This window comes from Streptomyces sp. NPDC036813 (assembly GCF_055609245.1).
Window position 1 is genome coordinate 499,958 of record NZ_JBVJPV010000002.1, and the last position, 26,401, is coordinate 526,358.

The 26,401-nt window shown below is 69.1% G+C and carries 22 protein-coding genes; 12 read left to right on the forward strand and 10 right to left on the reverse strand.

Translation table 11 applies throughout. From position 1 onward, the window contains the following. Window positions 1–1,233 carry an ATP-grasp domain-containing protein gene (locus tag ACZ67Q_RS06350; protein ID WP_471177136.1) on the reverse strand — a complete coding sequence of 411 codons (1,233 nt, stop codon included), beginning with the start codon at window positions 1,231–1,233 and terminating at the stop codon, window positions 1–3. Between the two features lie 294 nt (window positions 1,234–1,527). Here ACZ67Q_RS06350 and ACZ67Q_RS06355 point away from each other — a divergent pair, with 294 nt between their 5' ends. Both ACZ67Q_RS06355 and ACZ67Q_RS06360 read left to right on the forward strand, forming a co-directional pair. Beyond that, window positions 1,528–2,961 carry a coproporphyrinogen-III oxidase family protein gene (locus tag ACZ67Q_RS06355; protein WP_471177139.1) on the forward strand — a complete coding sequence of 478 codons (1,434 nt, stop codon included), beginning with the start codon at window positions 1,528–1,530 and terminating at the stop codon, window positions 2,959–2,961. Beyond that, window positions 2,958–4,052: a DUF1152 domain-containing protein gene (locus ACZ67Q_RS06360; protein WP_471177142.1), complete on the forward strand. Its 1,095-nt coding sequence runs from the start codon at window positions 2,958–2,960 to the stop codon at window positions 4,050–4,052. The genes ACZ67Q_RS06355 and ACZ67Q_RS06360 overlap by 4 nt, the downstream gene beginning before the upstream one ends. A 345-nt stretch (window positions 4,053–4,397) precedes the next feature. Here the strand turns inward: ACZ67Q_RS06360 and ACZ67Q_RS06365 are convergent, their stop codons facing one another. After that, window positions 4,398–6,719, reverse strand: a complete 2,322-nt coding sequence (locus tag ACZ67Q_RS06365; protein ID WP_471177144.1) for an NlpC/P60 family protein — start codon at window positions 6,717–6,719, stop codon at window positions 4,398–4,400. Between the two features lie 557 nt (window positions 6,720–7,276). Between ACZ67Q_RS06365 and ACZ67Q_RS06370 the strand changes: the two genes are divergently transcribed. After that, window positions 7,277–8,515 (forward strand): L,D-transpeptidase, encoded by a 1,239-nt coding sequence (locus ACZ67Q_RS06370; RefSeq protein WP_471177732.1) that lies wholly within the window; start codon window positions 7,277–7,279, stop codon window positions 8,513–8,515. Between the two features lie 19 nt (window positions 8,516–8,534). Here the strand turns inward: ACZ67Q_RS06370 and ACZ67Q_RS06375 are convergent, their stop codons facing one another. Further along, window positions 8,535–9,314: an MmyB family transcriptional regulator gene (locus ACZ67Q_RS06375; protein ID WP_471177147.1), complete on the reverse strand. Its 780-nt coding sequence runs from the start codon at window positions 9,312–9,314 to the stop codon at window positions 8,535–8,537. An 86-nt stretch (window positions 9,315–9,400) separates the two neighbouring features. Between ACZ67Q_RS06375 and ACZ67Q_RS06380 the strand changes: the two genes are divergently transcribed. Continuing rightward, window positions 9,401–10,375, forward strand: a complete 975-nt coding sequence (locus tag ACZ67Q_RS06380) for an LLM class flavin-dependent oxidoreductase (RefSeq protein WP_471177149.1) — start codon at window positions 9,401–9,403, stop codon at window positions 10,373–10,375. A gap of 159 nt (window positions 10,376–10,534) precedes the next feature. Here the strand turns inward: ACZ67Q_RS06380 and ACZ67Q_RS06385 are convergent, their stop codons facing one another. After that, on the reverse strand, window positions 10,535–11,113 hold the full coding sequence (locus ACZ67Q_RS06385; RefSeq protein ID WP_471177151.1) for a TetR/AcrR family transcriptional regulator: 579 nt from the start codon (window positions 11,111–11,113) through the stop codon (window positions 10,535–10,537). Between the two features lie 89 nt (window positions 11,114–11,202). On the opposite strand from ACZ67Q_RS06385, the gene ACZ67Q_RS06390 reads away from it, so the two are divergent. Continuing rightward, on the forward strand, window positions 11,203–11,649 hold the full coding sequence (locus ACZ67Q_RS06390) for an anthrone oxygenase family protein (RefSeq protein WP_471177153.1): 447 nt from the start codon (window positions 11,203–11,205) through the stop codon (window positions 11,647–11,649). A 325-nt stretch (window positions 11,650–11,974) separates the two neighbouring features. Continuing rightward, window positions 11,975–12,400, forward strand: a complete 426-nt coding sequence (locus ACZ67Q_RS06395; protein ID WP_471177156.1) for a DUF4267 domain-containing protein — start codon at window positions 11,975–11,977, stop codon at window positions 12,398–12,400. Here the strand turns inward: ACZ67Q_RS06395 and ACZ67Q_RS06400 are convergent. The 3 genes from ACZ67Q_RS06400 to ACZ67Q_RS06410 form a co-directional block, all read right to left on the reverse strand. Then, window positions 12,339–13,238 carry a hypothetical protein gene (locus ACZ67Q_RS06400; RefSeq protein WP_471177159.1) on the reverse strand — a complete coding sequence of 300 codons (900 nt, stop codon included), beginning with the start codon at window positions 13,236–13,238 and terminating at the stop codon, window positions 12,339–12,341. The two genes, ACZ67Q_RS06395 and ACZ67Q_RS06400, sit on opposite strands and share 62 nt — an antisense overlap. A gap of 230 nt (window positions 13,239–13,468) precedes the next feature. Beyond that, complete coding sequence (locus ACZ67Q_RS06405) at window positions 13,469–15,871, reverse strand: proprotein convertase P-domain-containing protein (protein WP_471177162.1); 2,403 nt, start codon at window positions 15,869–15,871, stop codon at window positions 13,469–13,471. Window positions 15,872–15,982: 111 nt separating this feature from the next. Next, on the reverse strand, window positions 15,983–17,575 hold the full coding sequence (locus ACZ67Q_RS06410; protein WP_471177164.1) for a phospholipase A2: 1,593 nt from the start codon (window positions 17,573–17,575) through the stop codon (window positions 15,983–15,985). Window positions 17,576–17,792: 217 nt separating this feature from the next. Between ACZ67Q_RS06410 and ACZ67Q_RS06415 the strand changes: the two genes are divergently transcribed. Further along, window positions 17,793–18,518, forward strand: a complete 726-nt coding sequence (locus ACZ67Q_RS06415; RefSeq protein WP_471177167.1) for a hypothetical protein — start codon at window positions 17,793–17,795, stop codon at window positions 18,516–18,518. Window positions 18,519–18,648: 130 nt separating this feature from the next. Here ACZ67Q_RS06415 and ACZ67Q_RS06420 read toward each other — a convergent pair whose 3' ends face one another. Continuing rightward, complete coding sequence (locus ACZ67Q_RS06420) at window positions 18,649–19,059, reverse strand: winged helix-turn-helix transcriptional regulator (RefSeq protein WP_471177170.1); 411 nt, start codon at window positions 19,057–19,059, stop codon at window positions 18,649–18,651. A 100-nt stretch (window positions 19,060–19,159) separates the two neighbouring features. On the opposite strand from ACZ67Q_RS06420, the gene ACZ67Q_RS06425 reads away from it, so the two are divergent. Continuing rightward, the gene (locus tag ACZ67Q_RS06425) at window positions 19,160–20,017 is read left to right on the forward strand and encodes an alpha/beta fold hydrolase (RefSeq protein ID WP_471177171.1); all 858 of its coding nucleotides are present in this window, start codon (window positions 19,160–19,162) and stop codon (window positions 20,015–20,017) included. Window positions 20,018–20,230: 213 nt separating this feature from the next. Here ACZ67Q_RS06425 and ACZ67Q_RS06430 read toward each other — a convergent pair whose 3' ends face one another. Continuing rightward, the gene (locus ACZ67Q_RS06430; protein WP_471177174.1) at window positions 20,231–20,446 is read right to left on the reverse strand and encodes a hypothetical protein; all 216 of its coding nucleotides are present in this window, start codon (window positions 20,444–20,446) and stop codon (window positions 20,231–20,233) included. A 92-nt stretch (window positions 20,447–20,538) separates the two neighbouring features. On the opposite strand from ACZ67Q_RS06430, the gene ACZ67Q_RS06435 reads away from it, so the two are divergent. After that, the gene (locus tag ACZ67Q_RS06435) at window positions 20,539–21,078 is read left to right on the forward strand and encodes an HAD domain-containing protein (RefSeq protein ID WP_471177177.1); all 540 of its coding nucleotides are present in this window, start codon (window positions 20,539–20,541) and stop codon (window positions 21,076–21,078) included. Window positions 21,079–21,230: 152 nt separating this feature from the next. On the opposite strand, the gene ACZ67Q_RS06440 is transcribed toward ACZ67Q_RS06435, so the two are convergent. Beyond that, window positions 21,231–22,256, reverse strand: coding sequence for a LacI family DNA-binding transcriptional regulator (locus tag ACZ67Q_RS06440; RefSeq protein ID WP_471177179.1), 1,026 nt, complete (start codon window positions 22,254–22,256; stop codon window positions 21,231–21,233). A 620-nt stretch (window positions 22,257–22,876) separates the two neighbouring features. On the opposite strand from ACZ67Q_RS06440, the gene ACZ67Q_RS06445 reads away from it, so the two are divergent. The 3 genes from ACZ67Q_RS06445 to ACZ67Q_RS06455 all read left to right on the forward strand — a co-directional run bounded on the left by ACZ67Q_RS06445 (window position 22,877) and on the right by ACZ67Q_RS06455 (window position 26,350). Continuing rightward, window positions 22,877–23,803, forward strand: a complete 927-nt coding sequence (locus tag ACZ67Q_RS06445; RefSeq protein WP_471177182.1) for a carbohydrate ABC transporter permease — start codon at window positions 22,877–22,879, stop codon at window positions 23,801–23,803. Between the two features lie 7 nt (window positions 23,804–23,810). Then, window positions 23,811–24,761: a carbohydrate ABC transporter permease gene (locus ACZ67Q_RS06450; protein WP_471177185.1), complete on the forward strand. Its 951-nt coding sequence runs from the start codon at window positions 23,811–23,813 to the stop codon at window positions 24,759–24,761. Between the two features lie 242 nt (window positions 24,762–25,003). Then, complete coding sequence (locus tag ACZ67Q_RS06455) at window positions 25,004–26,350, forward strand: extracellular solute-binding protein (protein ID WP_471177188.1); 1,347 nt, start codon at window positions 25,004–25,006, stop codon at window positions 26,348–26,350. Window positions 26,351–26,401 lie beyond the last annotated feature (51 nt).

The window sequence follows — 26,401 nt, forward strand, 5'->3', positions numbered from 1 at the left end:
TCAGCTCACTTCTACGCGGGTGTGGGCGAGTACGCGAGCGGCGTCGGCGTTGACCTGGCCGGGAGTGGGGGCCGTGAACACCAGGTGACCGATGCGGGCCGAGTTGTCGTGGGCGCCGCCGACGGCGGCGCCGGGCGGGGTCGTGAGGTGCTGGTCGACCAGGCCGTCGTGCCGGCCGAGGATGGTCACCCCTCGGAAGGTGCCCGCGCGCGGCGGAGTGAGGAACCGGATCGCGCACGCCCCCTCGCGCGGTGCTGGTACGTCCGGCTTCGCGTCGAGGACGGCTTGCAGATAGGCCCGGGCCTCGTCGATGCCGGAGGCTCGGCGTACGACGTCCACCAGGTGGTCACCGGGCAGGCGGGCGCCCACCTCGATGACGACGGGGCCCGTCTCGGTTGAGAACTTGACCTCGGTGTGGGCGACGCCGTTGCGGATGCCGAGTGCGTTCAGGGCCTGTTCGGCGGCTGTCCGCACCGCCACGAGGTCGGCGTGCCGTACGGCGGCGGGGCACGTGTGGCCGGTCTCGGCACGGAAGGCGCCGCCGGTGGTGTGTTTCTCGACCAGCGGCAGGTGGAAGTACTCGTCGCGCCTGACCACGGTGTCGATGCTGAACTCGGGCCCGCCGACGTACTCCTGGACGACGACACGCTGATCCATGGGCAGGCCGTGCGGCGCGGCGACCGGCCAGGACTGGGCATGCCGTACGGCGGCGTCGAGCTGTCCGGGGCTCCCGACGACGCTGACACCCCAGGAACCGCCCTGCTCGGCGGGTTTGACGACGACCGGAAATCCGATGTCGGCCCTGGCGAGGGCATGTTCCGCCTGTTCGGCCGTGTCCGCGACGATCGTTCTGGGCGCCGGCACGTGGCCCGCAGCGAACGCCTCCGCCATCTCCGCCTTGTTCCGGCACGCCTGAGCGCGCCCGGGGTCGTTGCCGGGCAGCCCCAGACGCCGGGCCAGATGGGCGACGAGCGGGGTGAAGAACTCCCAGCATCCGGCCACCGCATCGATCCCCGTCGTCTCGGCGAACGCGGCCAGGTCCGCCAGCGCCCGGTCCGGGTCGGTGAGATCGGTGAACACGGTGCCGTCGATCCGGTCACGCAGAGCGGCGGGGTAGCTCTCGTAGACGTCTTCATGGGTGGCGACGAAGACGTGCGCGCCGAGTGTACGGGCGGCGTCCAGCAGATAGGGGCCGGAGTTCGCGAGCGCTTCGATCAGCAGGATCCTCTTCACGCCGCGCAGTAGACACGCCGCGGCCGGGCCGGTGCCATGAACGTAACAACCAGAGCAGAACGGCGATTTCACGACAACGGTTGTAGGAAGCTCCAGCACTTCGCCCGCGACCCTGATCCTAAAGATCCGGCTTCACGGACGGGACCCTTCCGCAGAAGTTCGGACCATCACACATCACAGAGCGCTCTCAGCGTGCCGGGGTTTCGTCGGTACCGGACCTGGGTCCCCGCAGCGATACGCGGATTGACTCTCGGACGACCACCCGTCATACCTGCACGAGAGGGGCAACTCCGAGTGACCGGCTACGCCGCACAGATCACCGACTACATCCGCCAGGGCGTCATCCCGCCGTACAACTACTCCTACCCCTCACGCTCCACCTACCGGCCCCTGGACGGTTCCTGGGCCGTCGAGGACGCCTGGAAGCAGGACCTGAGCCTGTATCAGGTGCCCGAGCTCAACCTGTATCTGCACGTGCCGTTCTGTCGTTACAAGTGCGGCTTCTGCAACCTGTACACGATCATCAGCGAGGACGCGGACGTCTACACGGCGTACATGAACGCCCTGTGCACCCAGCTGCGCGACCACGCCGACATCATCCGCGCCCGCCGGCTGCGCACCGTCTACATCGGCGGCGGCACCCCGAGCCTGCTGTCGCTGCGCCACTTCGAGCAGTTGTTCAGCACGCTGGACGAGGTGTACCCCAACTGGCGCTCCACCGTGGAGGAAGTGGCCATCGAGGCCACACCGGACTCGATCGTCAACGAGCCCGCCACCCTCGAAGGCCTGCTGCAACTCGGCCTGACCCGCGCCAACATAGGGATCCAGTCCCTGGTGCCGAAGGAGATCCGTGAGGCCGGCCGCGGCCAGGCGGGTGAGCAGGTCATCCGCAAGGCCATCGAGATCGCCCACGACAAGGGCCTGCCGGACCTGTCGACCGACCTCATCATGGGCTTCGCCGGCCAGACCGACGACACCTGGCGCACCTCCGTCGACGAACTCGCGAAACTCGACCCGTCCACGATCAGCACGTACTTCCTCACCGTGCGACCCGATGCCTGGTTCTCCAAGACCGGCGCCTACCAGTACGCACAGTCGCCGAACCTCTACGAGCGCTACGACTACGCCCGTCAGGTTTTCACCGACCACGGCTACGTCCAGGAAGGCTCCGTCCGCTACAAGAAGCTCGGTCGCGGCGGCTACAAGCAGAAGGTGCTCACCTTCCACGGTGTGCCGCTGCTCGGACTCGGCGTCGGCGCCCGCTCCTACACGGGCGTCCTCGACTACATGGTGGGCTCCGTCAAACCGTCCATGTCCGAAGTCGCCGACTACATCACCAAGGCCCACGCCCACACGCTGCGGCCCGTCACCGGCTTCGCCCTCGACGACGAGGAGATCATCCGCAAGCGCCTCGTCCTGGACACCTTCGACCTGGACCTCACCGAACTGGACCGGTTCGGCTACCAGGACAAGGCCCACCTCTTCGAGCCGATCCTGGACGCCGCCGAGGAGACCGGCCTCCTGCGCCGCCTCGGCCGCCGGGTCCAGCTCACTCCCGAGGGCTTCAAGTACCGCGACATCCTGTCCTGGATGTTCTTCTCCGACACCGTGGTCCAGCTGGACCGCGAGTACTACGAGCGTCTGCACGAACAGAACAAGCGAGCCCGCAAGCACATGGGCACGCCGATCGGCATCTCGGGCATCCGCACCGCGCGGGCCGCTTCGTGACCGAACTGCTCATCGCGGCCGGTGGTGGCGGTGACCCGGTCGGCGCCGCCCTCGTCCACGCCGGCCTCGGCAGTGGGGCCGATGCCGTCGTCCTCACCTACGGCTGGGAGCGCCTCACCGTGGACCCGGTTCCCGGCCCCGCAGCCCCGCACGACTTCACCGGCCTCGACCACGACACCCTCCCGGTGCCGCTCGTCACCGCCGGCACCGAACCCATCGCACGGCGCGGATCCACCCTGCCGCGACTCGCGGGTCACCTGCCGACCAGGCTCGCGCTCCTCGACCCCTACGCCGGCATCGCAGGCCTCGCCGATCAGATCGGGCGAACCGCCCGGGTACTCGCCGTCGACCACATCAGCGTCGTCGACGTGGGCGGCGACATCCTCGCCCACGGCGACGAACCCACGCTCGCCAGCCCCCTGCTCGACGCGCTCGCGCTCGCGGCCTGCCACCTGGCGGGGATCCGCACCACCGTCCACGTCGCCGGCCCCGGCCTCGACGGGGAGATACCCGAAGCGACCCTTCTCGCCCGACTCACCGGCAACGGCACCGCGCTGAACTCCGACATTCCCGTGTGGGCCGCGGACGTTCTCCGCTGGAACCCGTCCGAGGCAAGTGCCCTGATCACCGCTGCCGCCGCGGGCCTGCGCGGCCCCTGCCTCACCAGGCAGGACGCCGGCCCGATCCCGCTCACCGACCGCAGCGGCCGCGTCTGGGACCTGCCACTCGAGCAGGCCCTCGACCACAACCGCCTCGCGCAGGGCCTGCTGGACACCCGCCCCGTCACCCTGGCCGACGCGGAAACCGTCAGCCTGAAGCTGTGCGGATTCAGCGAGTACGAGCGTGAGCGCGGCCGGGCCACCCGCCTCGCCTGCGCACGCGACGTCATCGACGACGAAACCTTCCTGGGCGAACTGGACGCCTGGCTCCACCTCCAGCGCGCCGGACACCCCGGCGCCCGGTACGCGAGCGTCCGCTGCGCCGTCGAGTCCCTGGGCTACGACTGGCGCCTGACGGAACACGCCCGCCACCTGCTGACCCGGCACCGTCCCGGTATCGACGCCTTTCCCCTCCTGTCGCTGACGAACTGACCGACCCGGTCAGGCACGGGGGCGGCGCCCCGACAACGGGCGTCGCTCCCTCCACACACAGGATTTTGGACGGGCTGCATCCCTACCTCACCACACGAGGTGGGCTCTGGTGGGACGAAGCAGGCTGTGAGGAGCTGAACGGTCAGCCGCTGAGAGCGGCACCCATCGGGCTGCGCTGACCGCCGGCCCTCGCAGACGCGTTGCCCGCTCCATGTGGGGATGGGCCGGGTGAGGTGGCGGATCCGCGCCCACCACGTCACCCGGCCCCGGAAGGCAGACGATCCGGGTCAGCCGAGGCTGACCCGGCCGTTCGCAGCACCGCTGTCGGCGGTCGGATGATGCCCGTCAGCAGGCGGGCAGGGCGGGGTCCCAGTCGGGTCCGACCAGATAGATGTTGCTGATCCAGCCCTGCTGGTCACCCAGCAGAGTCCAGGCGTCGTTGGTGTAGCCGTCCGCCGTCACGGACTCGGCGTGCTTCTGACACACGACTGCCACCGTGGTCGGGCCCGCAAGCGTGGTCACCACGGGAGAGCCGCCGGCGGCGCTCTGGTGGACGCGGACGTTGGTGCCCCAGGTGCTGCGGGTGGTGTCGTGCGTCTCGCCGCCCGTGCCGGGAACGCTCGCGCAGGCCGGCACGCCCGCCAGCCAGGCTTCGCCCTTGACGTAGATGTTGGAGATCCAGGCGTTTCGGTCGGCGAGGTGGCTCCAGGCGTCATTGGTGAGGCCCTCGGCGGTCACCGACTCCCCGTGCACCTGGCAGTCGATCTTGACGGCGGTCGGACCGGGGAGCAGGTCGGCGCGCTCGCTGCTGCTTGACGGAGCCGTGTGCAGGTAGACGTCGGTGCCCCACGTCATATGGTCACCGCCGACGGCCGCGTCGCTTCCGCCACCACAGGTCGGGACGTCGGTGAGCCAGGCGTCGCCCTTCAGGAAGATGTTGGACACCCAGCCGTTGTAGTTCGGCAGGTAACTCCAGGCGTCGTTGGTGTAGCCCGCCGCGGTGACGGACTCCGCGTGCTTCTGGCAGGAGATGTCGACGTCGGTCGGTGCGGCCAGGGTGGTGACGAGGCGCGCCGAGACAGACGGAACGGAACGGATATTGACGTTGGTTCCCCAGGTCGAGTGACTGCCACCGGCCGATGCCGAGCCGTCGCACGGCGGAATGCCCGCCAGCCAGGCCTGGCCCTTGACGTAGATGTTGGAGACCCAGCCGCCCAGGTCCGGCAGATGCGACCAGGCGTCGTTGGTGTAGCCCTCGGCGGTCACCGACGAGGCGTGCTTCTGGCAGTCGATACGGACTGGTGTCGGTCCGGCCAGAGTCGTGACGACCTGGGAGGGCACGGAGGGAGAGGTATGGACGCGAACGTCGGTGCCCCAGGTCGAGTTGGCTCCGCCGACGCCTCCGCCACCTCCGCTGCCGTATCCGGAGGGACGCACCGCCCCCATGTAGTCCGAGTGCGCGGACATCGGGGAGACACGGATCTTCTCGTCGGACTGCGGCGCCTCCGCGATCATGCCCTTGCCCAGATACAGCGCGGTGTGGTGGATATGCGCAGAGGTACCGAAGTAGACGATGTCCCCGGCCCGCAGCACTCCCGACCCCTGCGCCGCGCCGAACCGGACCGTCCAGGGCGCACGGTAGGCGGAGTCGGCCGTGCGGTCACCGATGATGTCGTAGTGCGCCGCCCGGTAGTAGACGTAACGGACGAAGCCGGAGCAGTCGAAGCCCTTGCGGTAGGGGTCGTTGGCGCTGCGCACCGGATCGCTGCGGTCGACCGTGCCGTAGGTGGCCTGGGGCGGGGACACGCCGTGGCCGCCGCCCCAGGTGTACCAGGTGGAGGCGGCGATGACGTTGCAGGCGGCGGTGACGGCGGCTACGCCCATGGGGTCGGCATCGGTGTGCGGCGCGCAGGCGGTGCCCGGGTTGGGGTCGCCTCCGGTGGCGTCGACTGCGGCGGCGACGGCTCTGGCGGTGACCCGGTTCGCGGTCGCGCCGCGGTCACCGGCACCGTACTGGGTGTGCGCGGGCAGGCTGTACGCGAACTGCCCGGCGAGGTCATCGGTGCTGGGCGCACCGGGACGGTTGCACACATGGTCGTCGGTACGGCACACGTCGAAGTACCGGCCGTCGGAGAGGAACCCGGCGAACACCCCGGGCACCGCGATACGGCCGAGCAGGCCGCCGTCGCCGGCCGCCGCGGATCCGGTGCTGAAGTCCGGGTTGATGGTGAGCATGGCTCCGGACTGGGCCATGCCGATCTGGCCGTTGTTGCGGCTGGGATCGGCGACGGTCACGACCGCGCCGATCGTGTCCGCGTGCGCCTGTACGGACGGCACCTGGAGCGCGGACTTCACGACATGCGCGCCCATCGAGTAGCCAAGCAGGATGAGGTGCGGATGGTTGGGGCAGCCGGCGTAGAAGTTGACCTCGCTCGCGAGCCGGTCACGTCCGATGCCGAGCCCGGTCCAGTAGTCCGGCAGCAAGGGGGTGATGAACGAAGCGGGGTACTTCAGATTGCGGACCGCGATGGTGGAGTCCTGAACGCCCTTGCCGTGCAGGGCGTTCAGCAGGCCGGTGATGAACCAGCTGTTGACTCCGCTGGATCCCCATTGCATGCCGGGGCCGGTGTGGGTGGTGTCCTCCTCGGTGCCGTAGGCGGAGATCACCACCCAACTGGGGCCGCAGACCGGGTCTCCGGGATCCGGGTCGGGCCAGGCCGCCTGTGCACGGGGCGCGGAACCAAGGGTGAGTGATCCGAGGACGGCCATCAAGGTCGAGAGCACCAGCAGCCATCTGGGCCACCGGGCCGGGCGCGTTGATTTCACGTGGGCCTTCTCGTTGCGTGAGGGGTGGAATGCCAAGGACATGACATCCCCGGCACGGCTCGGTGTCGAGGCAACGGGAGGATTGCGCAACTCTCTTAATAAGAACCCAAGTTGCGGGGACCGCTTACGCCGGTCGGCAGGTACGCCCCGTCCGGGGCAGGGGAAACTCGCCCGGTGCCTTCACCGCCAGGCACGACCGGGATCAGGGAACGAGCGTCAGCGGTTGGGCGCCGTCCGACCGCGGGCAGAGCCCCGGCGACGGGTCGCACAGCGGGTGGCCTTCGCCACAATGTGCCCAAAAAGGTCGGACGAATGCGTATAAGTGATGGAAGGGATGGTTGCTCTCCTGGGGTAACCAGTTCCGAAGCTTGTGGCACCAACGGCAGGGAAAGCGTTTGATTACCGCACGTAAACGACGGACCAGGCTGACGGCTGCGGTCGGCGTAATCGGCGGCGTGGTCGCGGTTGCCGCCCTCAGCGGTACCAGCAGTGCTGCCACCGGCGGCAATGGCGCCGGCAGCCCCCCGAAACCGCACACCACGGTGAAGCCGCCGGTCGACCAGCACGCTTCCGACGCCCGGATAAAGATCACTCCCGGGCAGGGCGCCCACGATGTCGCGCCAAGCCACCCCGTCAAGGTCACCGTCGGTAACGGAAAGCTTACCGAGGTGACCATGACCGCCGTCGCGACCGGTGACGAGATCCCGGGCACCCTGTCCGCGGACGGCACGTCCTGGCAGCCGGACGGCCGGCTGGAGCGGGCCACCAAGTACCAGATCGCCGCAGAGGCCGAGGACGCCAAGAGGCGCCCCGCCACCGAGAACGCGACGATCACCACGGTCTCCCCGGCCAATGACTTCATCGGACACCTTTCCCCGGAGAACGGCTCGACCGTTGGTGTGGGCATGCCGGTGACGATCAACTTCGACACGGCCATCAGCGACAAGGCCGCCATGGAGTCGAAGATCCAGATCGACTCCAGCAGCGGCCAGCAGGCCGTCGGCCACTGGTTCAACGACAGCCGCCTGGACTTCCGCCCCGAGAACTACTGGAAGCCCGGCTCCACCGTCACCGTCAAGCTCAACCTTCACGGCGCCAGTAAAACGGTCACGTTCAAGATCGGCCGGAGCCAGATCAGCACGGTCGACGCCAGAACGAAGCAGATGGCTGTCGTGCGGAACGGCAAGACGATCAAGACCATCCCGATCTCGTCCGGCAGCCTCGAGCACCCGACGTACAACGGTCAGATGGTCATCTCCGAGAAGTTCCGGCACATCCGTATGGATGGCGCGAGCGTCGGCCTCACGGAGAAGGACGGCAAGCCCGCGTACAACATCGCGGCCGTACCGCACGCCATGCGCCTGACCGACTCGGGCACGTTCATCCACGGCAACTTCTGGGGCGCCGACTCGGTCTTCGGCAAGGTCAACACCAGCCACGGTTGCGTGGGCCTGAAGGACGCCAGAGGCGGCGGCGACACCAAGCAGCCCGCCGCGTGGTTCTTCGACCACTCGATGATCGGTGACGTCGTGATCGTCAAGAACTCCCAGGACAAGACGACGCTGGCCCCGGACAACGGCCTCAGCGACTGGAACATGCCGTGGAGCGAGTGGGTCGCGGGCAGCGCGACCAGCTGACGCCAGGCCGTACCGAGTGCTATGTCTTCCCCGGCGCCCGACCCGCAGCAGTGCAGGCCATGGGCCCGGCGGCTCTCGTCAGGGCCTCGGCGGTCGCCGGGTCGGCGGGCAGGAACGCCTCCAGCTTCAGCTCGGCGAGCGTCACGTCGACGGCGGTGGCGAAGGTCGTCACGGTCGTCATCAGGCGCAGCTCACCCTGCGAGGAGCACAGCTCGAGGGGAACGGCGAAACCGAGCAGCCCGGCGGCCGGCTCCACCTCGGGCACATACTCGGTGAGCTCGTCGCGCAGCTCCGCCAGGTGATCGAGGCGGGCCAGGATGTGACGCGCCCATTCGGCCAGGTTGCGGATGCGGGGCGCCAGGCCGTCGGGATGCAGCGCAAGGCGGTAGACGTTCGTTCCCGGGCCCGTCAGCTCGGGGGCCGCCCCCTCGGTCATCAGGTCGAAGGCAGTGTTCGCCGCGATCAGGTCACCGCCGCGGTCCACCACGATCGCCGGATATGGCAGATGCCCGCGCAGGATGTGGTCGATGGCAGAACGTACGGGCGCCAGCACCGGGTCGTCGAGTGAGCTCTCCGAGTAGGCGGGCGCGTACCCCGCGGCCAGCAGCAGCTCGTTGCGTTCCCGCAGCGGCAGTTCCAGCGATTCGGCCAGGCGCACCACCATGTCGCGGCCTGGGACGGACCTGCCGGACTCGATGAAACTGAGATGGCGCTGGGTGGTGCCGGCCCGCAGCGCGAGGTCGAGCTGGCTGAGCCGGCGACGGATACGGCGTTCGCGAAGGGCACCAGGGAAGTCCACGGCCCTGTTGTAGCGGCGGCAGAGCGTGCCTGGCCATTCCCCGCAGGGAATTGGCGCGGCTCCACCAGGTCGGGAGCATCGTCGGCATGGACATCGGTGTACTGCTTCCGACCGGCACCACCCAGTGGGGCCCGGCCGACGACCCACGTGACCTGATCGCCTTCGCTCGCCGGGCCGAGCACCTGGGACTCTCCTCGCTGTTCGTCAACGACTCCCTGATCAGCCCGCGCATCGAAGCGCTCACGATGCTGGCCGCGCTCGCCCCGGCGACCGAGGCCGTGACGCTCGGCACGGGGGCGCTGCTGCCGTTTCTGCGACGGCCGCTCCAGGCCGCGCAGTCACTCGCGTCGATCGACCTGCTCTCAGGTGGCAGGCTCGCCGTGACCGTCGGCGCCGGGTTCCCCGGCCGCTTCGGACGGCCCCTCTACACGCTGTCCGAGCTGCCGTGGGAACGGCGCTCCGCGCGCCTGGACGAGACCATCGCGCTGTGGCGGGCCGTCTGGGGCGGCGCCGCCTCCTTCCATGGCGAGATCCTCCGGTTCGCCGAGATACCGCCCATGACCAGGCCGTTCCGGGCCGGAGGCCCGCCCATCTGGCTCGGCGGCGCGACACCCGCGGCGCTGGCCCGCGCCGGTCACACGTACGACGGCTGGCTGCCCTACCCGCCCTGCCCCGCCGACTACGCGTCCGGTCTCCGCGCTGTCCACACATCGGCGGCCGATGCCGGACGCGCTGCGGAGGACATCACCCCGGCGTTGTTCGTCTCGGTACGGATCGACGACGACACCGACTGCGGCCGTCAGGCGATGGACGCCTACGCACGGGCCGTGTACGGCATGCCGCTTCAGGAACTGGAGAGCATCCAGGCCGTGGTCACCGGTTCGACCGCCCGCGTGGCCGAGCGTCTGCAGGAGTACGTGGCCGCAGGTGCCCGGCACATCGTCGGCCGCCTCGGCGCCCTGGATCTGCGCTCTCAACACGACCAGCTCGAACGGTTCGCGGAACTCGTCCCGGCCCTCCGCAAGGCAGCGGGTCACGCACCTGCCCCGAAAGGCTTCTGAGTGAGGCCGGCCGAGCCCGGATGATGAACTGCAACCCCTGGGTTCAGGGCCCGGCAATCTGCGGCTGCGCCGCGCGGACCGAATGCCCCGGAGCGTTGCCGTAGGCAGGCAGCGGCGGGGTCCACCGGCCCGGCCGCGTGCCTGCGGGGAAGAGGTGTGTCAGAGCACGGCGAGCCGGTCCACCAGCAGTTCCACCCTTCGCTCGGTGTGCTCCGGCGGCAGCCGTCCCGCCCGGGTCAGGGTCGCCAGTCCATGCAGGGACGCCCAGAACAACTCGGTGAACAGCCCCGGGTCGACGCCGTCCCCGGCGACCTCGCCCAGGGTCTCCAGCAGCGCGGCGAAGGCGTCCTTCAGCGGCTCCGGGGTGTCCTCCTGCGCGTACGCCAGGCCGCCGTCGAGCTGGAACAAGGCGTCGTACACCGCCGGGTTGTTTTCGGCGAAGTCGAGGTAGGCACCGGCGAGGGCGACGACCCGCTCGCGCGGGGTGTTCGCGGCGGACGCCGCGGCCCGCACCGCAACGGCCATCTCGGCGGCACCCTCGAGGGCGACGGCGCCGATGATCTCGCGCTTGCCGCGGAAGTGGCTGTAGAGGACGGGCTGGCTGTATTCGATGCGCTCGGCGAGCCGGCGCGTGGTGACCGCGTCCCAGCCCTGCTGCTCGGCGAGCTCGCGGGCCGTGGCCACGATGAGGCGCTCGCGGCTCGCCCGTTCGCGCTGCTTGCGTTCCTGTACCGACATGAGCTGATTCTAGCACTGCTAGACAATCGAGCGACAGCAGTGCTAGCGTCGCCTCATCGCCTAGCAATGCTAGATGTCAGGGGGGCATCATGCTCAACGTGCTCGAGGTCGTCACCACCGTGAGCGTCGGAGTGATGGTCGGGGTGGAGTTCTCCGTCGCCTTCGTCATCAATCCGATCCTCAACGCCCTCCCCGAGGACAGCGGCCAGCTCGGCCGCGCCCACGGAGGCCGGATGCTCGGCGCCGTGATGCCGGTCTGGTACATCACCTCGCTCGTCCTCGTCGCGGTCTGGGCTGTCATCGGATGGCACCACCCCGGCGCCGGCCTCGTCGTCACCGCCGGCGCGCTGCTGATGCTCAGCGTGATCATGTCGATCCTGCTGCTCGTCCCGATCAACAACCGGGGCAAGACGTGGACCCCTGACAACCGGCCCGCCGACTGGAAGGAGCAGATGAACCGCTGGGACCGCTTCCACTACGTCCGCGTCGCCGTCCTCATCGCCGCCTTCGCCCTGCTGGTCGCCGCCCTCGCCTGACACCAGACGCGCCTGGGCATGCACTGGTCGGCCCCTGTGTGCCGACAGCTTTCGCCCTGTCGGGGTGAGCCCCCCGACAGGGCTTCCCCTTTCCGACCCCGAGGCCGACACCGCACCGGCGGCCCGCAATCCGCGCTCCCTGGGCGGCAGATGGCCGCGGAATCCCCGTATTCGGGAGTGCGGCTGCCGCCGGATCCCACCACTGCGAGGCCGACAAGCCCCGCCCCTCGATCAGCCGCGGCCGTGCGGCCTGATCAGACCCCGCACGACTCAGCAAGCTCCACGAAGCTCACCAAGCCGGCGAAAACTCGTAAGGAGAAGCACAATGTCGCTGAAGAAGATCAACACCGTCCTGGCCGCCGCCTTCGTCCTCTTCATCCTCTGGTTCGGGACGGAGTTCATCCTGAGCCCGGAGACGACGGCGCCGGGCTTCGGCCTGCCGAGCTGGCCCTCCGGCGACGGCGACGGCTTCCTGATCATCAAGGGAATCCGCGACGTCGTCCTGGCCCTGGTCCTGGGCATCCTGCTGGCGACGGGCCACCGCCGGGCACTGGGCTGGGCGCTGCTGGTGGAGGCCCTCGCAGCGTACGGCGACATGGCCACCGTGCTGGCCCACCACGGCTCCGTGTCCACCGCGCTCGGCGTCCACGGCCTGACCGCGACACTGATGGTGGCCACCGGCCTGCTGATCATGCGCGAGACCCGCAACGTCGCAGCCGCCCCGGCAAGGACCGCCCCGCAGTCCGCATGACGCCACGTGAGCGCGTGCCGGTATTCGCCTGCGGGCCGCCCCATCCCGGCCGGCCGGAGGGGGAGCGGACGATTCTCTCCCGCCGCTGTCGTGGCCTGCTCGCTGACCGCGTGCGGGCACGGCCCCGGCCGCCTCCGCGCTCCCACGACCCTCCTGGTGGCAGGGCGCTCTGTCCGCCGGTCGGGGCGGCCAGCTCCACACGCACCTCTGCCAGGTCCTGCACGCTGCCCACGTCCAGATCCTGCACCACCGACGCGTCGGCCCTGACCGGCAGCACCGAATCCACCGTGCCGCTCCACACTCGCGCCTCACCCGCGTACACGGTGGCTTCGGCGCGCACTGCCTCGGGGCGGCCGCCGGGGTTGGACAGCACCACCGGCAGCCGTACCAGCCGCATACCCCGATCGGTCCACACCGCAGCGTGCACCCGCACCCGCGGTGTGTCCAGGCGGGCCACCACCTGTCCGAGCCGGGCCTGTTCCGCGCTGGTCAGCTTGTGCCCGGTGGCAGGTGGCGACAACGCGGAGATCAGGTCCGACCACGGACATGCGCCGTACGGCTCCCGGTGCGTGAAGTACTGGCTGGTGCCGCCGTATCCGGAGTTGTAGTACACGCGGTAGTTGTCCACGTCGCAGTTCTGCACGCTCGCTGCTTTGTTCTTCATGTACTGCCACGCGCCGTTGCCGTTGAACACGTAGCGGTAGCTGGTGAGGGTGGAGCCCTGGTACTGGCTGGTGCCCCAGTAGCGGAGACGTTGCCGTAGAACGTCGACCAGCTGGTCACGTACCTGCTGCCGTCCGACGACAGCGAGTACTCCTTGGAGTTGTAGAGCAGCCACAGATCACCCTCGGTGCAGTTGATCCATGGCACGTCACAGTTGCCGGTGGTCTTGTACTCGGCCGCGCCGGCCTGCCCGGCCGCGCCCAGCAGCATGGCCCCGGCTGCCGCAGCGGCCGGCACGAGGCCCGTTCGTATACCCATCAAGGGGGTGCGTCCCTTCTCGCTGTAGGGGCGCGCCCCCGCCGCACGGGCAACGGGGGCGCTGGGTCGCCGTCAGGCGACAGGGGGTCAGAACCTGACGACGAAGTTGTTGACCGTGCCGGTGCTGCCGCTGGTGACGTCGTCCACGCGGAGCTTCCACCAGCCGTTCGCCGGCAGCCCGTCGACGTTCACCGTGTACACCTTCTTCAGGGTGCCGCCCCCGGCCGGGGCGCCGGACGCCTTCAGCAGGTGAATGCTCCCGTCGGGGGCGACCACGTCCAGCTTCAGATCGGCCAGGCGCGGATGTTCCACATGCACGTACACCTGCAACTTCGCGCCGGCCACGCCGGACAGCCCGTCGACCTTGGTCCAGATCTCGTCGTAGTTGAGATCCGGGATCGGCTTCACGGTCTGGTTCTCATACGCGGGGAAGCCCAGGTTCCAGCCGTTCAGATTGCCGGTCGACCCTCCGGTGGAGTCCGTCACCTTCAGCGTCCAGGTGCCGTCGGCCGTGGCGTCGGTGGCGTCCACCCCGTAGGTGGTGGCCAGGGTGCCGCCGGGTGTGGCGTCGAAGTTCTTCAGCACGTAGTTCTTGCCGTCCGGGCTGGACAGCGTGAGTCGCAGGTGCCCGAGGTTGGTGTGCGTGATGTTCGCCCACACCTGCAACGGCCCGGCCGCGTTACCGCCCACATGGTCCACCGTGATGGTCGAGGACAGGGTGCCGGTGTCGGGGATGGCCTGCGTGGCCGTCGACTCGAACGGAGTGGGGAAGATCAGCGACCAGGTGGTGATCTTCCCGATGTCCTTGTCGTCGACATCGGTCACCCGCAGATTCCAGGTACCGTTCGCAGGCTGATCCGAGGCGTCGAACGTGTAGGTGGCCAGTACGTCGTCCGCACTGTCCGACCCGGACGACGGCTTCAGCAGGTACGCCTTGCCAGTGGGGGAGACCGCCTCGATCTTCAGATCGCCCCGGTAGGTGTGCGTGATGCTCACGTAGGCGGCGGTCTTCTTCGACGCGTTGCCCGGGTAATTCGCCACGGTGATAGGAGAGTTCACCGCCGACCCCGGAGCGGGGGATCCGACTCCGTCGGGGATGTCGTAGTCCTTGTCGTTGTCGACGTGGAACGCGCGCGGCTTGGCCGTCTCTTCCGGCTTGGACTCGACGGCCGTGGCGGCCTTGCCGACGTCGATACGTGGCGTCGGCCCACCCGTGTAGGGGACCGGGGTACCGGTGGTGGCGAGCAGGGAGACAAGGCTGTCGATACCCTCGGTGGGGTACGCCTGCTTGAGCACGGCCAGCGCCCCGGCCACATGAGGCGCCGCCATGCTGGTGCCGTTCTTCGACCCGTAGCCGCCGCCCAGCACCGACGACACGATCGAGGTGCCCGGCGCGAACACGTCCAGCAGCGGGCCCCGGTTGGAGAACGTCGCCACCTGGTCGTCATCGGTGGTCGCACCCACCGTCACGGCCGAGTCGACGCACCCGGGAGCGGACACGGCGTCGGTGTATCCGTTGTTCCCGGCCGCCACCACGGTGGCGACGTTCGCCGTCTTCAGCGAGTCGATGATCGGCTTACGCGGATCCGCTCCGCAGGCGGTGGTCCACCTGCCGCCGCCCAGGCTCATGTTCGCCGCCACGATCGGCGCGCCGGCCTGCTTCCAGGCCAGCACCTTCTCCAGGCCCTTCACCTGAGAGCTGGTGAACGACAGCACACACGGGCTGTTCCCGGCACCGCAGTAGGTGTCATTGTCGAACTTCGAGAACACCTGCACCGCTGCCAGGTCCGCCCCGGGGGCGACGCCCTGCTTGGGAGCCCCGCCGATACTCGTGCCGTTACCGGCAACAATCCCGGCCACGTGGGTGCCGTGGTCGCAGGCGCTGCCCAGCGTGGCGCACGGGCCACTGCCGCTGTTGGCGGCTCCGGCGGCTTCCTGCGCCTGGGTGCCGTCGGAGCACAGTGAACTGGCGCCGTAGTCCTCGTCGTTGACGGAGTAGCAGGCTTCCTTCTTCACCCTGCCGCCGAGGAACGGATGGTTGGTCTGCACGCCGGTGTCCAGCACGGCGACCATCGCACCGGAGCCGGTCTTGCCGGCCGCGGTCGTCCTGTCCGCGCCGATCTTCACCGTCGACTCGTTCAGAAGCGGCTTCACCGGCGCGTCTTCGGTCACCGACAGCACACCGGGCTTGGTCTGCAAGTCGGTCAGCCCCGCACGGTCCACGCGCAGGGTGACCATCGGCAGCCTGTCGTAGGAGACCAGCGTGGTGCCCTCGGACGCGGCACCGGCTATGTCGTTGCGCTGGTCGGTGATCACATTCACGCGGACGGTGCCGCCGTCGGTGGTGGCGTCGAACAGAGGCGGGTCGACCGGCCCGGCGTCGGCAGCATGCGCGGCAGCCGGACCCAGGGGGTTCGCCCCGCCGGGTATCGCGGTCAGCACCAGGGCCGCCGCCGAGGCGCACGCTACGCCCCACAGGGTTGTTCTCATTCATCGTCTCCAGGCATGCGGAAGGGGGCTGTGCGGGGAAGAGGTTTCCGCCGCACAGCCCCCCTTCAGATCAGGCAGGTTGTGTCAGCTTGCGTTGGCTCACCCGTCTGCTCAGGTGGCGTTGGCGCCGTTCTTCGGGTGCCCGAAGTAGAAGACCGCCGTGTAGTAGGTGTAGGCCGTGGCCCGGCAGGACGTGCTGCGGCTGTACGCGGGGCAGGTGTAGTAGTACAGCTCGCCGTAGAACGTGGCATCCACATTGAAGCCCTTGTTCCGGTCGAGGTAGTACCTGTAGCCCTTCCAGCTGTTGCCGATGGTGCCGTACCCGTAGTCGTGGCTCGCGCAGGCGGGCTTGAAGTTCCATCCGCCCGGCTGGTCCAGCGCGTTGGTGCAGTAGTCGTGGTAGATACCCACCACCCAGGCGCCCGTCGGCGTCTGGAACCAGTACGGGTTGTGCCAGCCGTAGTGCGCCACCTTCGTCGCACACCCGCTGTAGATGTAGTACATCCACGTCGCGCCGCTGGAGCAGTACGACGGGTAGGCGCTGGCGGTTGCGGTGTCCGGGTCCTGGAAGTCCGACGCGGCCGGAGTCACCCCGTCCGGCTGAGTGATCGACGGCGCACCCGACATGGCCGAACCGGGGGCGGGCACGGTGCCGGTGGTCTCACTGGCGGCGGGTTGCGCCGCGTCACCCGAGAACGTCAGGTTCCACTTGGCGCCCTCGTCCGTGGTCACCTGCGTGACACGGTCGGCGCTGTCGTAGGCGTAGGTGTTCAGCTCCTGCCCGGAGGCCGGATTGTCGACCTTCTTCAGCAGGCCGGACGCGTCGTACGCGTAGTGGGCCTGGGTGGTCACGTCCGCGCCGGAGGTGACGGTGATGTTCTTCACCTGCCCGGCCACATCACCCAGCGCCGTACTGGTGGCGGTGGTGGTGGCGGCGTAGTTCACCTTCAGCGTCTGCGCCGGGGTGTCGGCCCGGGCGGGGTCCTTCACCGTGGATACACGGCCCGTGCTGTCGTAGCTGATGGTGGTCGCCTTGAACGCCGTGTTGCCCACGGCGGTCACGCGCCAGGTGTCCCCTCCGCCGGATACCTGCTTCCACGTGTACGACGGCTTCAGGTCCTGCTTGCTGTACGCGGCCCCCGTGGCATTGGTGGGGGCATCATCGCCGGACGCGGCCTGCGCGCTGGTCAGGTCGATGTTCAGAGTCTCGGTGATGGTCGTCTTCAGGCTGCCGGACAGATCATCGAAGACCGTGTTGTCGACCAGTGTCGACCCGTCGGCCGCCTTGTAGGTGGTGGTGTAGCCGCCGTTGGTACCGGAGATGGTGTCGGTCTGGTCGTAGACGGTTGCCTCGGCCGAGTCCAGGTCGTTGATCGTCACCTTGCCCGAGCCCTGCACCAGCTTGCGGTTGAGCTGCCCGCCGACGAACTCGGTCTGCCAACTGGGACCGAACACGCCCAGATCGGCGCGCGTAGACGGCGCGTCCTGCGCCTGGGCGGCACCGGACGACTGGTTGGTGACGGTGTGCGAGCGGCCCATCAGGCCGGCCGGAACGTCGTTCTCGGATATCTGGAAGCTGCCGGTGTTGGCGTCGTATATGCCAGGTCCGACGGGGGTTATCGCCCCGGAGGCCAGGGTGGGTGTGGGCGGCTCTTCGGCGTGAGCCTGCTGCGGAAGCAGCAGGGCCATCGACAGAACAGCCACGACAGGGAGCGCGGTTCTGCGCACAAGGGTCCCTTCGGTGGATCCCGCCGGTCGAACTGACAGGCGGGGCAAACGGGACTCTAAGCATTTACCAAGCTCTTACACAAGATGTAGAAAATGGAGTCAACTCCTCCACATTTCAAGGCGAGTTGCGCCACCAGCGATCTAGGTACAGGTACTCATGTACGCTCCGACGGCGTGCCGCACACTGCACCCCATGCGCACCTTCACCCTGCCCCGATCCGCAGCCGCCCTGGCCATGGCCTGCCTCACCCTCACCGCCTGCGGCGCCCTCGAATCCGCTGACACCGCCCCGGCCGGCAGCGCCGTATCGGCCGGCCCCACCGACGATGACGCCGAACTGAAGTTCATGGAACTGGCCACACGCATCGCCCAGCAGTGCACCCCCGACGCTCCCAGCACCGCCACCCCGGGCAGCAGCGATGTACCCCGCCCCGAAGACGTCCCGGGCGGTAGCACCCCGAGCCCCCGCTACCCGGCAGGCTCCACGCCGCCCGGCACACCCGACGCCGAAGGCAACATCCCCATCGACACAGGCGACAATGCCCGGCCCACCCCCGACTCCACCCAGGCCGCAGGGGTGGCCGAGGTGCCCCTGAACACCCTGGAGACCTGCACCGGCCAGGCCCACGCCCAGCGGATCGCCGACGCGTTCAGAGATGCCGGCACGCACGAGTACACCCAGCTCAGCGACAAGCTCACGAGCCTGGGCTACCCCGCCGCACGCATCCACCGCATGCCCGACCAGTCCGGCAGCCCCCGTGCACGCCTCGACCTGCGTGCCATGGGCAGCCGCCTCGCCCTGGAGATCACCGCCACCCGGTCCACGGCCGTGGTGGAAGCGTTCGGCGCACCCGAGAACGAGGACATCGACTTGACCCAGGTCAAGCGCAAGCCTGCCCTCGACACCCCTACCGGCTGACCACACCCCACCAGTGCGCCCCGACAATCCACCCGGTTCACCAGACGGCTTTCCGAGGAGGGGCAGTCGGGCGGGGGGAGTGCCTCCTGGGAGGCCGGTGGCGGATGCGTGTCATCTCCGGTCAGCCTGTCTACCCCTGATCGGCCTCCTGGTCGGCGGCTTCGTTGGCGCGTTCGATCTCGGCCATGTGCTCCTCCGCCCAGGTCCGCAGCCCCGCAAGCGCGGCTTCCAGGGACAGCCCGAGTCCGGTGAGCCGGTAGAAGACGCGAGGCGGAACGGTCGGTTCGACCCGGCGCGACACCAGCCCGTCGCGCGTCAGGCTTCGCAGTGTCACGGACAGCATCTTCTGCGAGACGCCAGGCATCCGGCGTTTCAGCTCCGCGAAGCGCACCTCGTCCGGTGCGGCATCGGCGAGCGTCCTGACCGCCATGGACGTCCACTTCGTGCCGATGCGGTCCAGCAACTGCCGCGTCGGGCAATGGGGATCGAACAGGTCTCCGCGTGGCCCGCGGCCCGTGGCCCGGGCCCCTCGGGTGGTCACCTGTGGCTCACCACCTTCCCTGAAAGTGCCGTCTAGGAAGCGGTCGGTCAGTTACCTATCGTTCTGTGGTCACCAATGGTAACCAGCCGGAGGAGCCGTCATGCCCGTCACCACCGCACACCACCTACGCCGCATCGCGACGAACGGCGTGCAACTCAATGTCGCCATCGCCGGCGACGGACCCGCGGTTCTCCTGCTCCACGGCTTCCCGCACACCTGGCAACTCTGGAGCGGCATCATGGGCCGGCTGGCCGGGCAGTACCGGGTCATCGCCCCGGACCTTCGAGGCTTCGGTGCCAGTACACGTGCCCTCGAGGGTTACGACGCGGGCACCCTCGCCGCCGACGCCGAAGGGCTGCTCGACGCACTCGGCGAGCCCTCGGCAGCGGTGGTGGGCATAGACGCGGGTACCGCCCCCGCCGTCCTGCTCGCGCTGCGCCGACCCGGCCTCGTCCGGCGCCTGGTCGTGATGGAGGCACTGCTCGGCCGCCTGCCCGGAGCAGAGCACCTCGTCGCGGGCGGTGCCCCGTGGTGGTTCGGCTTCCACTCCGTCCCCGGCCTCGCCGAGACCGTCCTGGCCGGTCACGAGGCCCCGTACATCGACTGGTTCCTCGACTCGGGGACGCTCGGGCGAGGAGTGCCCGACGACATCCGTGCGGCATTCATCCACGCGTACACCGGGGGTGAGGCCCTGCGCTGCGCGTTCTCCTATTACCGGGCACTGCCCACCAGCGCGCAGCAGATCCAGGACGCCGTAGCGACGGCTCGGCTGACCATGCCCACGATGGCCGTCGGCTCCCACCCCGTCGGCACCGGCCTCGAACACCAACTCCGCCCCATCGCCGATGACCTGGTCGGACATCATCTCCAGGACTGCGGCCACATCATCCCCCTCGACCGGCCCGACGAGTTGTTCGCACTCCTTGCTCCCTTCCTCTCCGCCGATTTGCCGAAGTGACTGACGCGGAGCCGAAGGTTCACACGGTAGGCGGTTCGGGCGTTCGACCGAGCGATGAAGTTTCCAGGACCGTCGGATCAGACCAGGTCTCTCTCAACCGCCCCAGGGCGACTGGTGAGGAGTCGCCCAATGGGTGCCACGCAGCGGCTGCCAGGGCGGCAGCATCTGACCACCGGCACCCCGAAGTTGTCGGTCTCAGCCGCTTGGGTGCGCCTATTCCTCGAGCCAGGTCATGAAGCGCGTGCGCTCTGCGCCGCACCGGGCGCTGCCGGAGGCGTGGACGCTGTTCCGGGCGAAGGTGGAGCCATACGGTCCGGAGGTGAGCGCGCAAGCCTCCCGCACGGGCTGCAGAGCGTAGTAGCCGAATGCGACCAGTGCCACGACCAGCAGGGTGGTCAGCAAGCGGCGGCGGGCCATGGGGGAAGGCATGCAGTGATGCTATTCCTATTTCGTTGGGCGGCCTCGTAGCCGGTCGGTACCGTGCGACACGGGACCGAGGGGAGGATGAGCCGGTGCGCCCAATGCTGTTGGTGGATGTCGACGGACCACTGAACCCGTACGCCGCGAAGCCGCAGCGTCGGCCCGAGGGCTATCAGACGCATCGCCTGCTGACTCCTCGCTGGGAGGCTTCCGAGCGGCGTCGGCTGGCCGAGTGGGGACTGCCGGACAAGCGCGCCAAGCCGCTGCGGGTGTGGCTCAACCCGAATCACGGCCCGGCGCTGCACGCGCTTCCCTTCGACCTCGTATGGGCGACGACTTGGGAGGAAGAAGCCAATGCCTTCATCGCGCCAGTGCTGGGATTGCCCGAGTTGCCCTACATCTGCTGGCCCTCGCCTCGGCCCGAACCAGGGGGCGGCGTGTTCTGGAAGACACCTGAGATCGTCGCGTGGGCGAAAGGCCGTGCGTTCGCCTGGGTCGACGACGAAATCACAGAGGCGGACCGGATCTGGGTCAAGGACCACCACGACGGTCTCGCCCTACTGCATCAGGTCGACCCACGACACGGTCTGACCATTGACGACTTCGCGGCGCTGACGGCATGGGCAACCGGCCTTGACTGATTCAGCACCTGGTCGCCAACCGGATGCGGAGGGCCTGGGGCGGGATGGCCCGAGCAGGGATGGTCCCGACTTGCGTGATCCCTACGGGACAGCTCTTGGGCAGGCAGAGTGACCCTGTCCGTACAGAACAGGCCAGGCTGCTCGCTGCGCAGCTACTTCTCGGTCCTGGGCCCGCCCCCCGCCCCCGTCTCCCGCAGCGGCGGCGGCGCCGTGCTGTCGCGGACCACGAGCCGGGTCGGCACCAGCGTGGTGCCGCGGTCCGCGCCCTCGCCGCGCACCTTGCGCAAAGCGGCCTCGACGCAGAGCCGTCCCACCTCCGCGAAGTCCTGATGGACGGTCGTCAGCGGCGGCAGGAAGTGCGCGGCCTCGGGGATGTCGTCGAAACCGACCACGCTGACGTCCCCGGGGACACGCCGGCCGTGTTCGTGCAGGGCGCGCTGCAGGCCGAGAGCCATCTGGTCGTTGGCCACGAAGACCGCCGTGCAGTCGTCCCGCCGCGCGAGTTCGAGTCCCGCACGGTAGCCGGACTCCGTCGACCAGTCGCCCTGCACCAGTGGCGGCGGGACGCGCCCGGCCTCGGTGAGGACCGCGCGCCAGGCGTCGGTGCGGCGCTGGGCCGCGAAGGAGCCCTCGGGGCCGGCGAGGTGCCAGACGGTTTCGTGCCCGAGGTCGAGGAGGTGCCGCACCGCCGCGCGGGTGCCGCCGGCCTGGTCGGTGTCGACCACGGTGTAGCGGTCACCGGCGTCGGAGTCGACGACCACCACTTGCACGTGCGGGGGCAGGGTGATCGTCGCGGCGTCCAGCAGGTGGACCTCCATGATGACGATCACCGCGTCGACGGCGAGTTCCTCCAACCGGGAGAACGCCCCGCGCACCTCGTCCTGGGTGGGCACGGCGACCGGCAGCAGCGTGACCGCGTACCCTTCCTGCGCCGCGGAGGTGGCGATTGCCTCGAGCGTGCGCACATTGCCGGTGGTGGCGAGCGTGAACGTGATGACGCCGATGGTGCGGAACTCGCCCCGCTTGAGCGCGCGAGCCGCACTGTTGGGGCGATATCCGAGCTCCTTCATCGCGGCGAGCACCGCGCGGCGGGTCTCTTCGTTGACTCCGGCAAAGCCGTTGGACACCCGGGAGACCGTCTGGGAGGAGACGCCGGCGAGACGGGCGACATCCGCCATGGAGGCGGTCCGGGGACCACGGCGCGCGCGCCTACGGCCCTCGGCCGCAGCGGTGCCCTCCGCCTCCCCGCCCGCAGCGCCCGTGGCCGCAGCCGTCCCATCCGCGCCGCCGGATGCTCCCGCGCCCTCGGAGCCGCCCGTGTTCGCCGAACGCGCCGAACGCGCCGAACCTGTCGTACCCATGTCCACTGGCCGTCAGCCGCCTTCCCGTCGTGGTTCGAGTGACGGTTCACCGTGGCGGACCACTCGACCGCCACTGACGCCGCAGTCTCTCAGGCCATCAGGGGTGTTTACGTAAACATAACATTCCAGTGGCCCGTCGGGGCAAGCCTGGCGCGAGGGGCCCCGCCCGTACGACCCGCCGCACCAAGGGAGTTGGCGGCGTCGGGGGCCGCCGGACTCCGCGACCGGGGAGTGCCCCCCGCCTCTCCTCGCGACGGGACTATTGACCGCCACCACCCGGCACGGTAGACATTCCGCCGTCGGATGTTTACGTAAACATAACAGTGCGGGGTCACGCCGCGACGGGATGTTCACGTACACCACGCCGGCCCCCGGTGCCCCCGGACCGGGCCGATTCACCGCCGTTTGTTCCACATCCCGAAAGCGCGAGGAACGACATGACCACGCTGCAACCGCCGGCGGCTGCCGCGCCGCAGCTTGCACCACCCCCGACCGGACGGGACCGTCGCTCCTGGGCGGGCTGGGGCTTCATCGCCCCGTTCGTGGTCGTCTTCGCCCTCGTGTTCCTCGCGCCGATCGCCTACTCGCTCTACCTCAGCCTCTTCCGTGACCAGCTCATCGGCGGCACCACGTTCGTCGGCCTCGACAACTACACGGCGGCACTGCAGGACAAGAACTTCTGGGCCGCGCTCGGCCGGGTCTCCCTCTTCCTGTGCGTCCAGGTCCCGGTCATGCTCGGCATCGCCCTGCTGGTGGCGCTCGCCCTCGACAGCGGACGCCTCTACGGCAAGGACTTCTTCCGTATCTCGATCTTCCTGCCCTACGCGGTACCGGCCGTGGTCGCCACGCTCATGTGGGGCTTCATGTACGGCACCCGCTTCGGTCTCGTCGGCGACATCGACGACGCCTTCGGCCTGACGCTGCCCGATCCGCTCTCCCCGGACCTGGTCCTCGCCTCCATCGGCAACATCGTGACCTGGGAGTTCGTCGGCTACAACATGCTGATCTTCTACTCGGCGCTGCGCGTCGTCCCGCACTCCCTCTACGAGGCGGCCGAGATCGACGGAGCCGGGCAGATCCGTGTCATCACCGCCATCAAGCTGCCCGCGATCCGCGGAGCCCTCGTCATCGCGACGATCTTCTCCATCATCGGCAGCTTCCAGCTCTTCAACGAGCCGAGTGTGCTGCAGAAGCTGGCGCCCAACGCGATCACCACGGACTACACCCCGAACTTCTACACGTACTCGCTGTCGTTCTCGGGCCAGCAGCAGAACTACTCCGCGACGGTCGCCATCGTCATGGGCCTGATCACCATGGTCGTCGCCTATGTCGTGCAGCTGCGCGGCATGCGCAAGGGAGCGTGAGGCAGCGATGACTGTCACGACCACCGCCGCCTCGTCCGGCTCCGCGACCCAGCGGCCGCGCCCCGCCGGAGCCGTACCCCGCCTTCGCTCGGCCGGGCGCCGTCCTGCCGCCGGCCGGCCCCGGCGCAGCGTCCTGCTGACCGTGCTCACCGCCCTGGTGCTGCTGTACAGCCTGGTCCCGCTGCTCTGGCTGGTCATCAGCGCGACCAAGACGCAGGAGGGGCTGTCCCGTTCGTCCGGCCTGTGGTTCGACGGCGACTTCGCCCTGTGGGACAACATCACGGAGACGTTCACCTACAACGACGGCGTCTTCACCCGCTGGCTGCTCAACACCGTGCTCTACGTCGTGGCGGGCGCGGGGGGCGCCACCTTCCTCGCGGTGCTCGGCGGGTACGCGCTGGCCAAGTTCGCCTTCCCCGGGCGCCGTGCCGTCTTCGCCGTCGTCATCGGCGCCGTCGCCGTGCCGGGGACCGCGCTGGCGGTGCCGACCTTCCTGATGTTCAGCAACATGGGACTGACCAACACCCCGTGGGCGGTGATCATCCCCTCGCTGATCTCTCCGTTCGGCCTGTACCTGATGTGGGTGTTCGCCGGTGAGGCCATCCCGACGGAGCTGCTGGAGGCGGCCCGCATGGACGGCGCGAGCGAGATCCGCATCTTCTTCCAGGTGGCCCTGCCGCTGCTGGCGCCGGGCATCGTCACCGTCTCGCTGTTCACCATGGTCGCCACCTGGAACAACTACTTCCTTCCGCTGATCATGATCAAGGATCCGGACTGGTATCCGCTGACCCTCGGCCTCAACAGCTGGAAGGCGCAGGCCGCGACCGCCGGCGGCCAGCCCGTGTTCAACCTGGTCATCACGGGCTCACTGATCACCATCGTCCCGCTCATCGCCGCGTTCCTGATGCTGCAGAAGTACTGGCAGTCGGGGCTCGCCGCGGGAAGCGTCAAGGAATGAGCCGCGCCCGCTCCGGCGGACCGCCCCGCCGCTCCCCGCCGCGAGCCGGCACTTGCCGCGCGTCCTGCTCCTCACCGCAGCGAGCCGGCACACGGCACACCTCCCGCTCCTTGCGGCAGCAACCCGGCGCACCTCACGTCCTTTGCGGCGGCGACCCGGTGTCCGTCGCACGCTCGTCACCTCGGCTCCCGTCTGTCAACCCTCACCCCGTCGGTGTTTCGGCAAGAAGTGGAAGTACGTCCATGCACAAGCACCCCCGCCGCCTGCTGCGCGGCCTCGGCCTCCTCTGCGCCCTCGCTCTCGGCGCCACCGCGTGCGGTGGCTCCGGCGACGGCGGTTCGGACGCGAAGAAGTCCCTCTCCGAGGCCGATGTCCAGGCCGCGCTGAAGAAGGGCGGCACGCTCACGGTCTGGGCGTGGGAGCCCACCCTCGAGCAGGTGGCCGGCGACTTCGAGAAGGAGCACCCCGGCGTCAAGGTCAACCTGGTCAACGCGGGCACCGGCAACGACCAGTACAAGGCGTTGCAGAACGCCATGTCCGCCAAGAAGGGCGTCCCCGACGTCGCCCAGGTCGAGTACTACGCCATGGGCCAGTACGCGCTGACCAAGCAGCTCACCGACCTCAAGGGCTTCGGCGCCGACAAGCTCGCCACCTCCTTCTCCCCGGGCCCCTGGAACGGGGTGAAGGCCGGCGGCGAGGGCATCTACGGCCTGCCGATGGACTCCGGCCCGATGGCGCTGTTCTACAACAAGAAGGTCTTCGACAAGTACCGGATCAAGGTGCCCACGACCTGGGACGAGTACGTGGCGGCGGCGCGCGCTCTGCACAAGGCGGACCCGAAGGCGTACATCACGAACGACGCCGGTGACGCGGGCTTCACCACCAGCATGCTGTGGCAGGCCGGTTCGCGTCCCTACAAGGTCGACGGCACCAAGGTGAAGATCGACTTCGCGGACGCGGGTGCCGAGAAGTACACCGGCATCTGGCAGCAGCTCCTCGACGACAAGCTCCTCGCGCCCGTCACCAGCTGGTCCGACGAGTGGTACAAGGGCCTCGGTGACGGCACCATCGCGACCCTGGCCACCGGCGCCTGGATGCCCGCCAACCTGGCCTCCGGAGTCAAGAACGGCGCCGGTGACTGGCGCGTCGCCCCGCTGCCGCAGTGGACGGCCGGCGCCCACGCCGGCGCGGAGAACGGCGGCAGCGCCCTCACCCTGCCCGAGCTCGGCAAGAACGAGGCGCTGGCCTACGCGTTCGTCGAGTACGCCAACGCCGGCAAGGGCGTCGACACCCGCGTGAAGGGCGGCGCCTTCCCGGCGACCGTCGCGCAGCTCAACTCCCCGGCCTTCCAGAACACCGCCTTCCCGTACTTCGGCGGGCAGCAGGCCAACAAGATCTTCGCCGAGTCCGCCGCGCACGCAGCCGCCGACTGGTCGTACCTGCCGTACCAGGTGTACGCCAACTCGATCTTCAACGACACCGTCGGCAAGGCCTATGTGTCGCACACCAAGCTGGCCGACGGCCTGAAGGCCTGGCAGGACGCGTCCGTCAAGTACGGCAGCGAGCAGGGCTTCACCGTCGAGAAGTGACCGCCGGCGCGGCGAGCCCGGCCTCCCGGGCCGCCCGTGGCCCCCTCCCGG

Coding starts and splice junctions, on each gene's coding strand:
- ACZ67Q_RS06445 (WP_471177182.1), top strand. CDS start 22,877: ATGACCACGCTGCAACCGCCGGCGGCTGCCGCGCCGCAGCTTGCACCA.
- ACZ67Q_RS06440 (WP_471177179.1), bottom strand. CDS start 22,256: ATGGCGGATGTCGCCCGTCTCGCCGGCGTCTCCTCCCAGACGGTCTCC.
- ACZ67Q_RS06450 (WP_471177185.1), top strand. CDS start 23,811: ATGACTGTCACGACCACCGCCGCCTCGTCCGGCTCCGCGACCCAGCGG.
- ACZ67Q_RS06430 (WP_471177174.1), bottom strand. CDS start 20,446: ATGCCTTCCCCCATGGCCCGCCGCCGCTTGCTGACCACCCTGCTGGTC.
- ACZ67Q_RS06395 (WP_471177156.1), top strand. CDS start 11,975: ATGTCGCTGAAGAAGATCAACACCGTCCTGGCCGCCGCCTTCGTCCTC.
- ACZ67Q_RS06405 (WP_471177162.1), bottom strand. CDS start 15,871: ATGAGAACAACCCTGTGGGGCGTAGCGTGCGCCTCGGCGGCGGCCCTG.
- ACZ67Q_RS06385 (WP_471177151.1), bottom strand. CDS start 11,113: ATGTCGGTACAGGAACGCAAGCAGCGCGAACGGGCGAGCCGCGAGCGC.
- ACZ67Q_RS06380 (WP_471177149.1), top strand. CDS start 9,401: ATGGACATCGGTGTACTGCTTCCGACCGGCACCACCCAGTGGGGCCCG.
- ACZ67Q_RS06415 (WP_471177167.1), top strand. CDS start 17,793: ATGCGCACCTTCACCCTGCCCCGATCCGCAGCCGCCCTGGCCATGGCC.
- ACZ67Q_RS06425 (WP_471177171.1), top strand. CDS start 19,160: ATGCCCGTCACCACCGCACACCACCTACGCCGCATCGCGACGAACGGC.
- ACZ67Q_RS06455 (WP_471177188.1), top strand. CDS start 25,004: ATGCACAAGCACCCCCGCCGCCTGCTGCGCGGCCTCGGCCTCCTCTGC.
- ACZ67Q_RS06390 (WP_471177153.1), top strand. CDS start 11,203: ATGCTCAACGTGCTCGAGGTCGTCACCACCGTGAGCGTCGGAGTGATG.
- ACZ67Q_RS06435 (WP_471177177.1), top strand. CDS start 20,539: ATGCTGTTGGTGGATGTCGACGGACCACTGAACCCGTACGCCGCGAAG.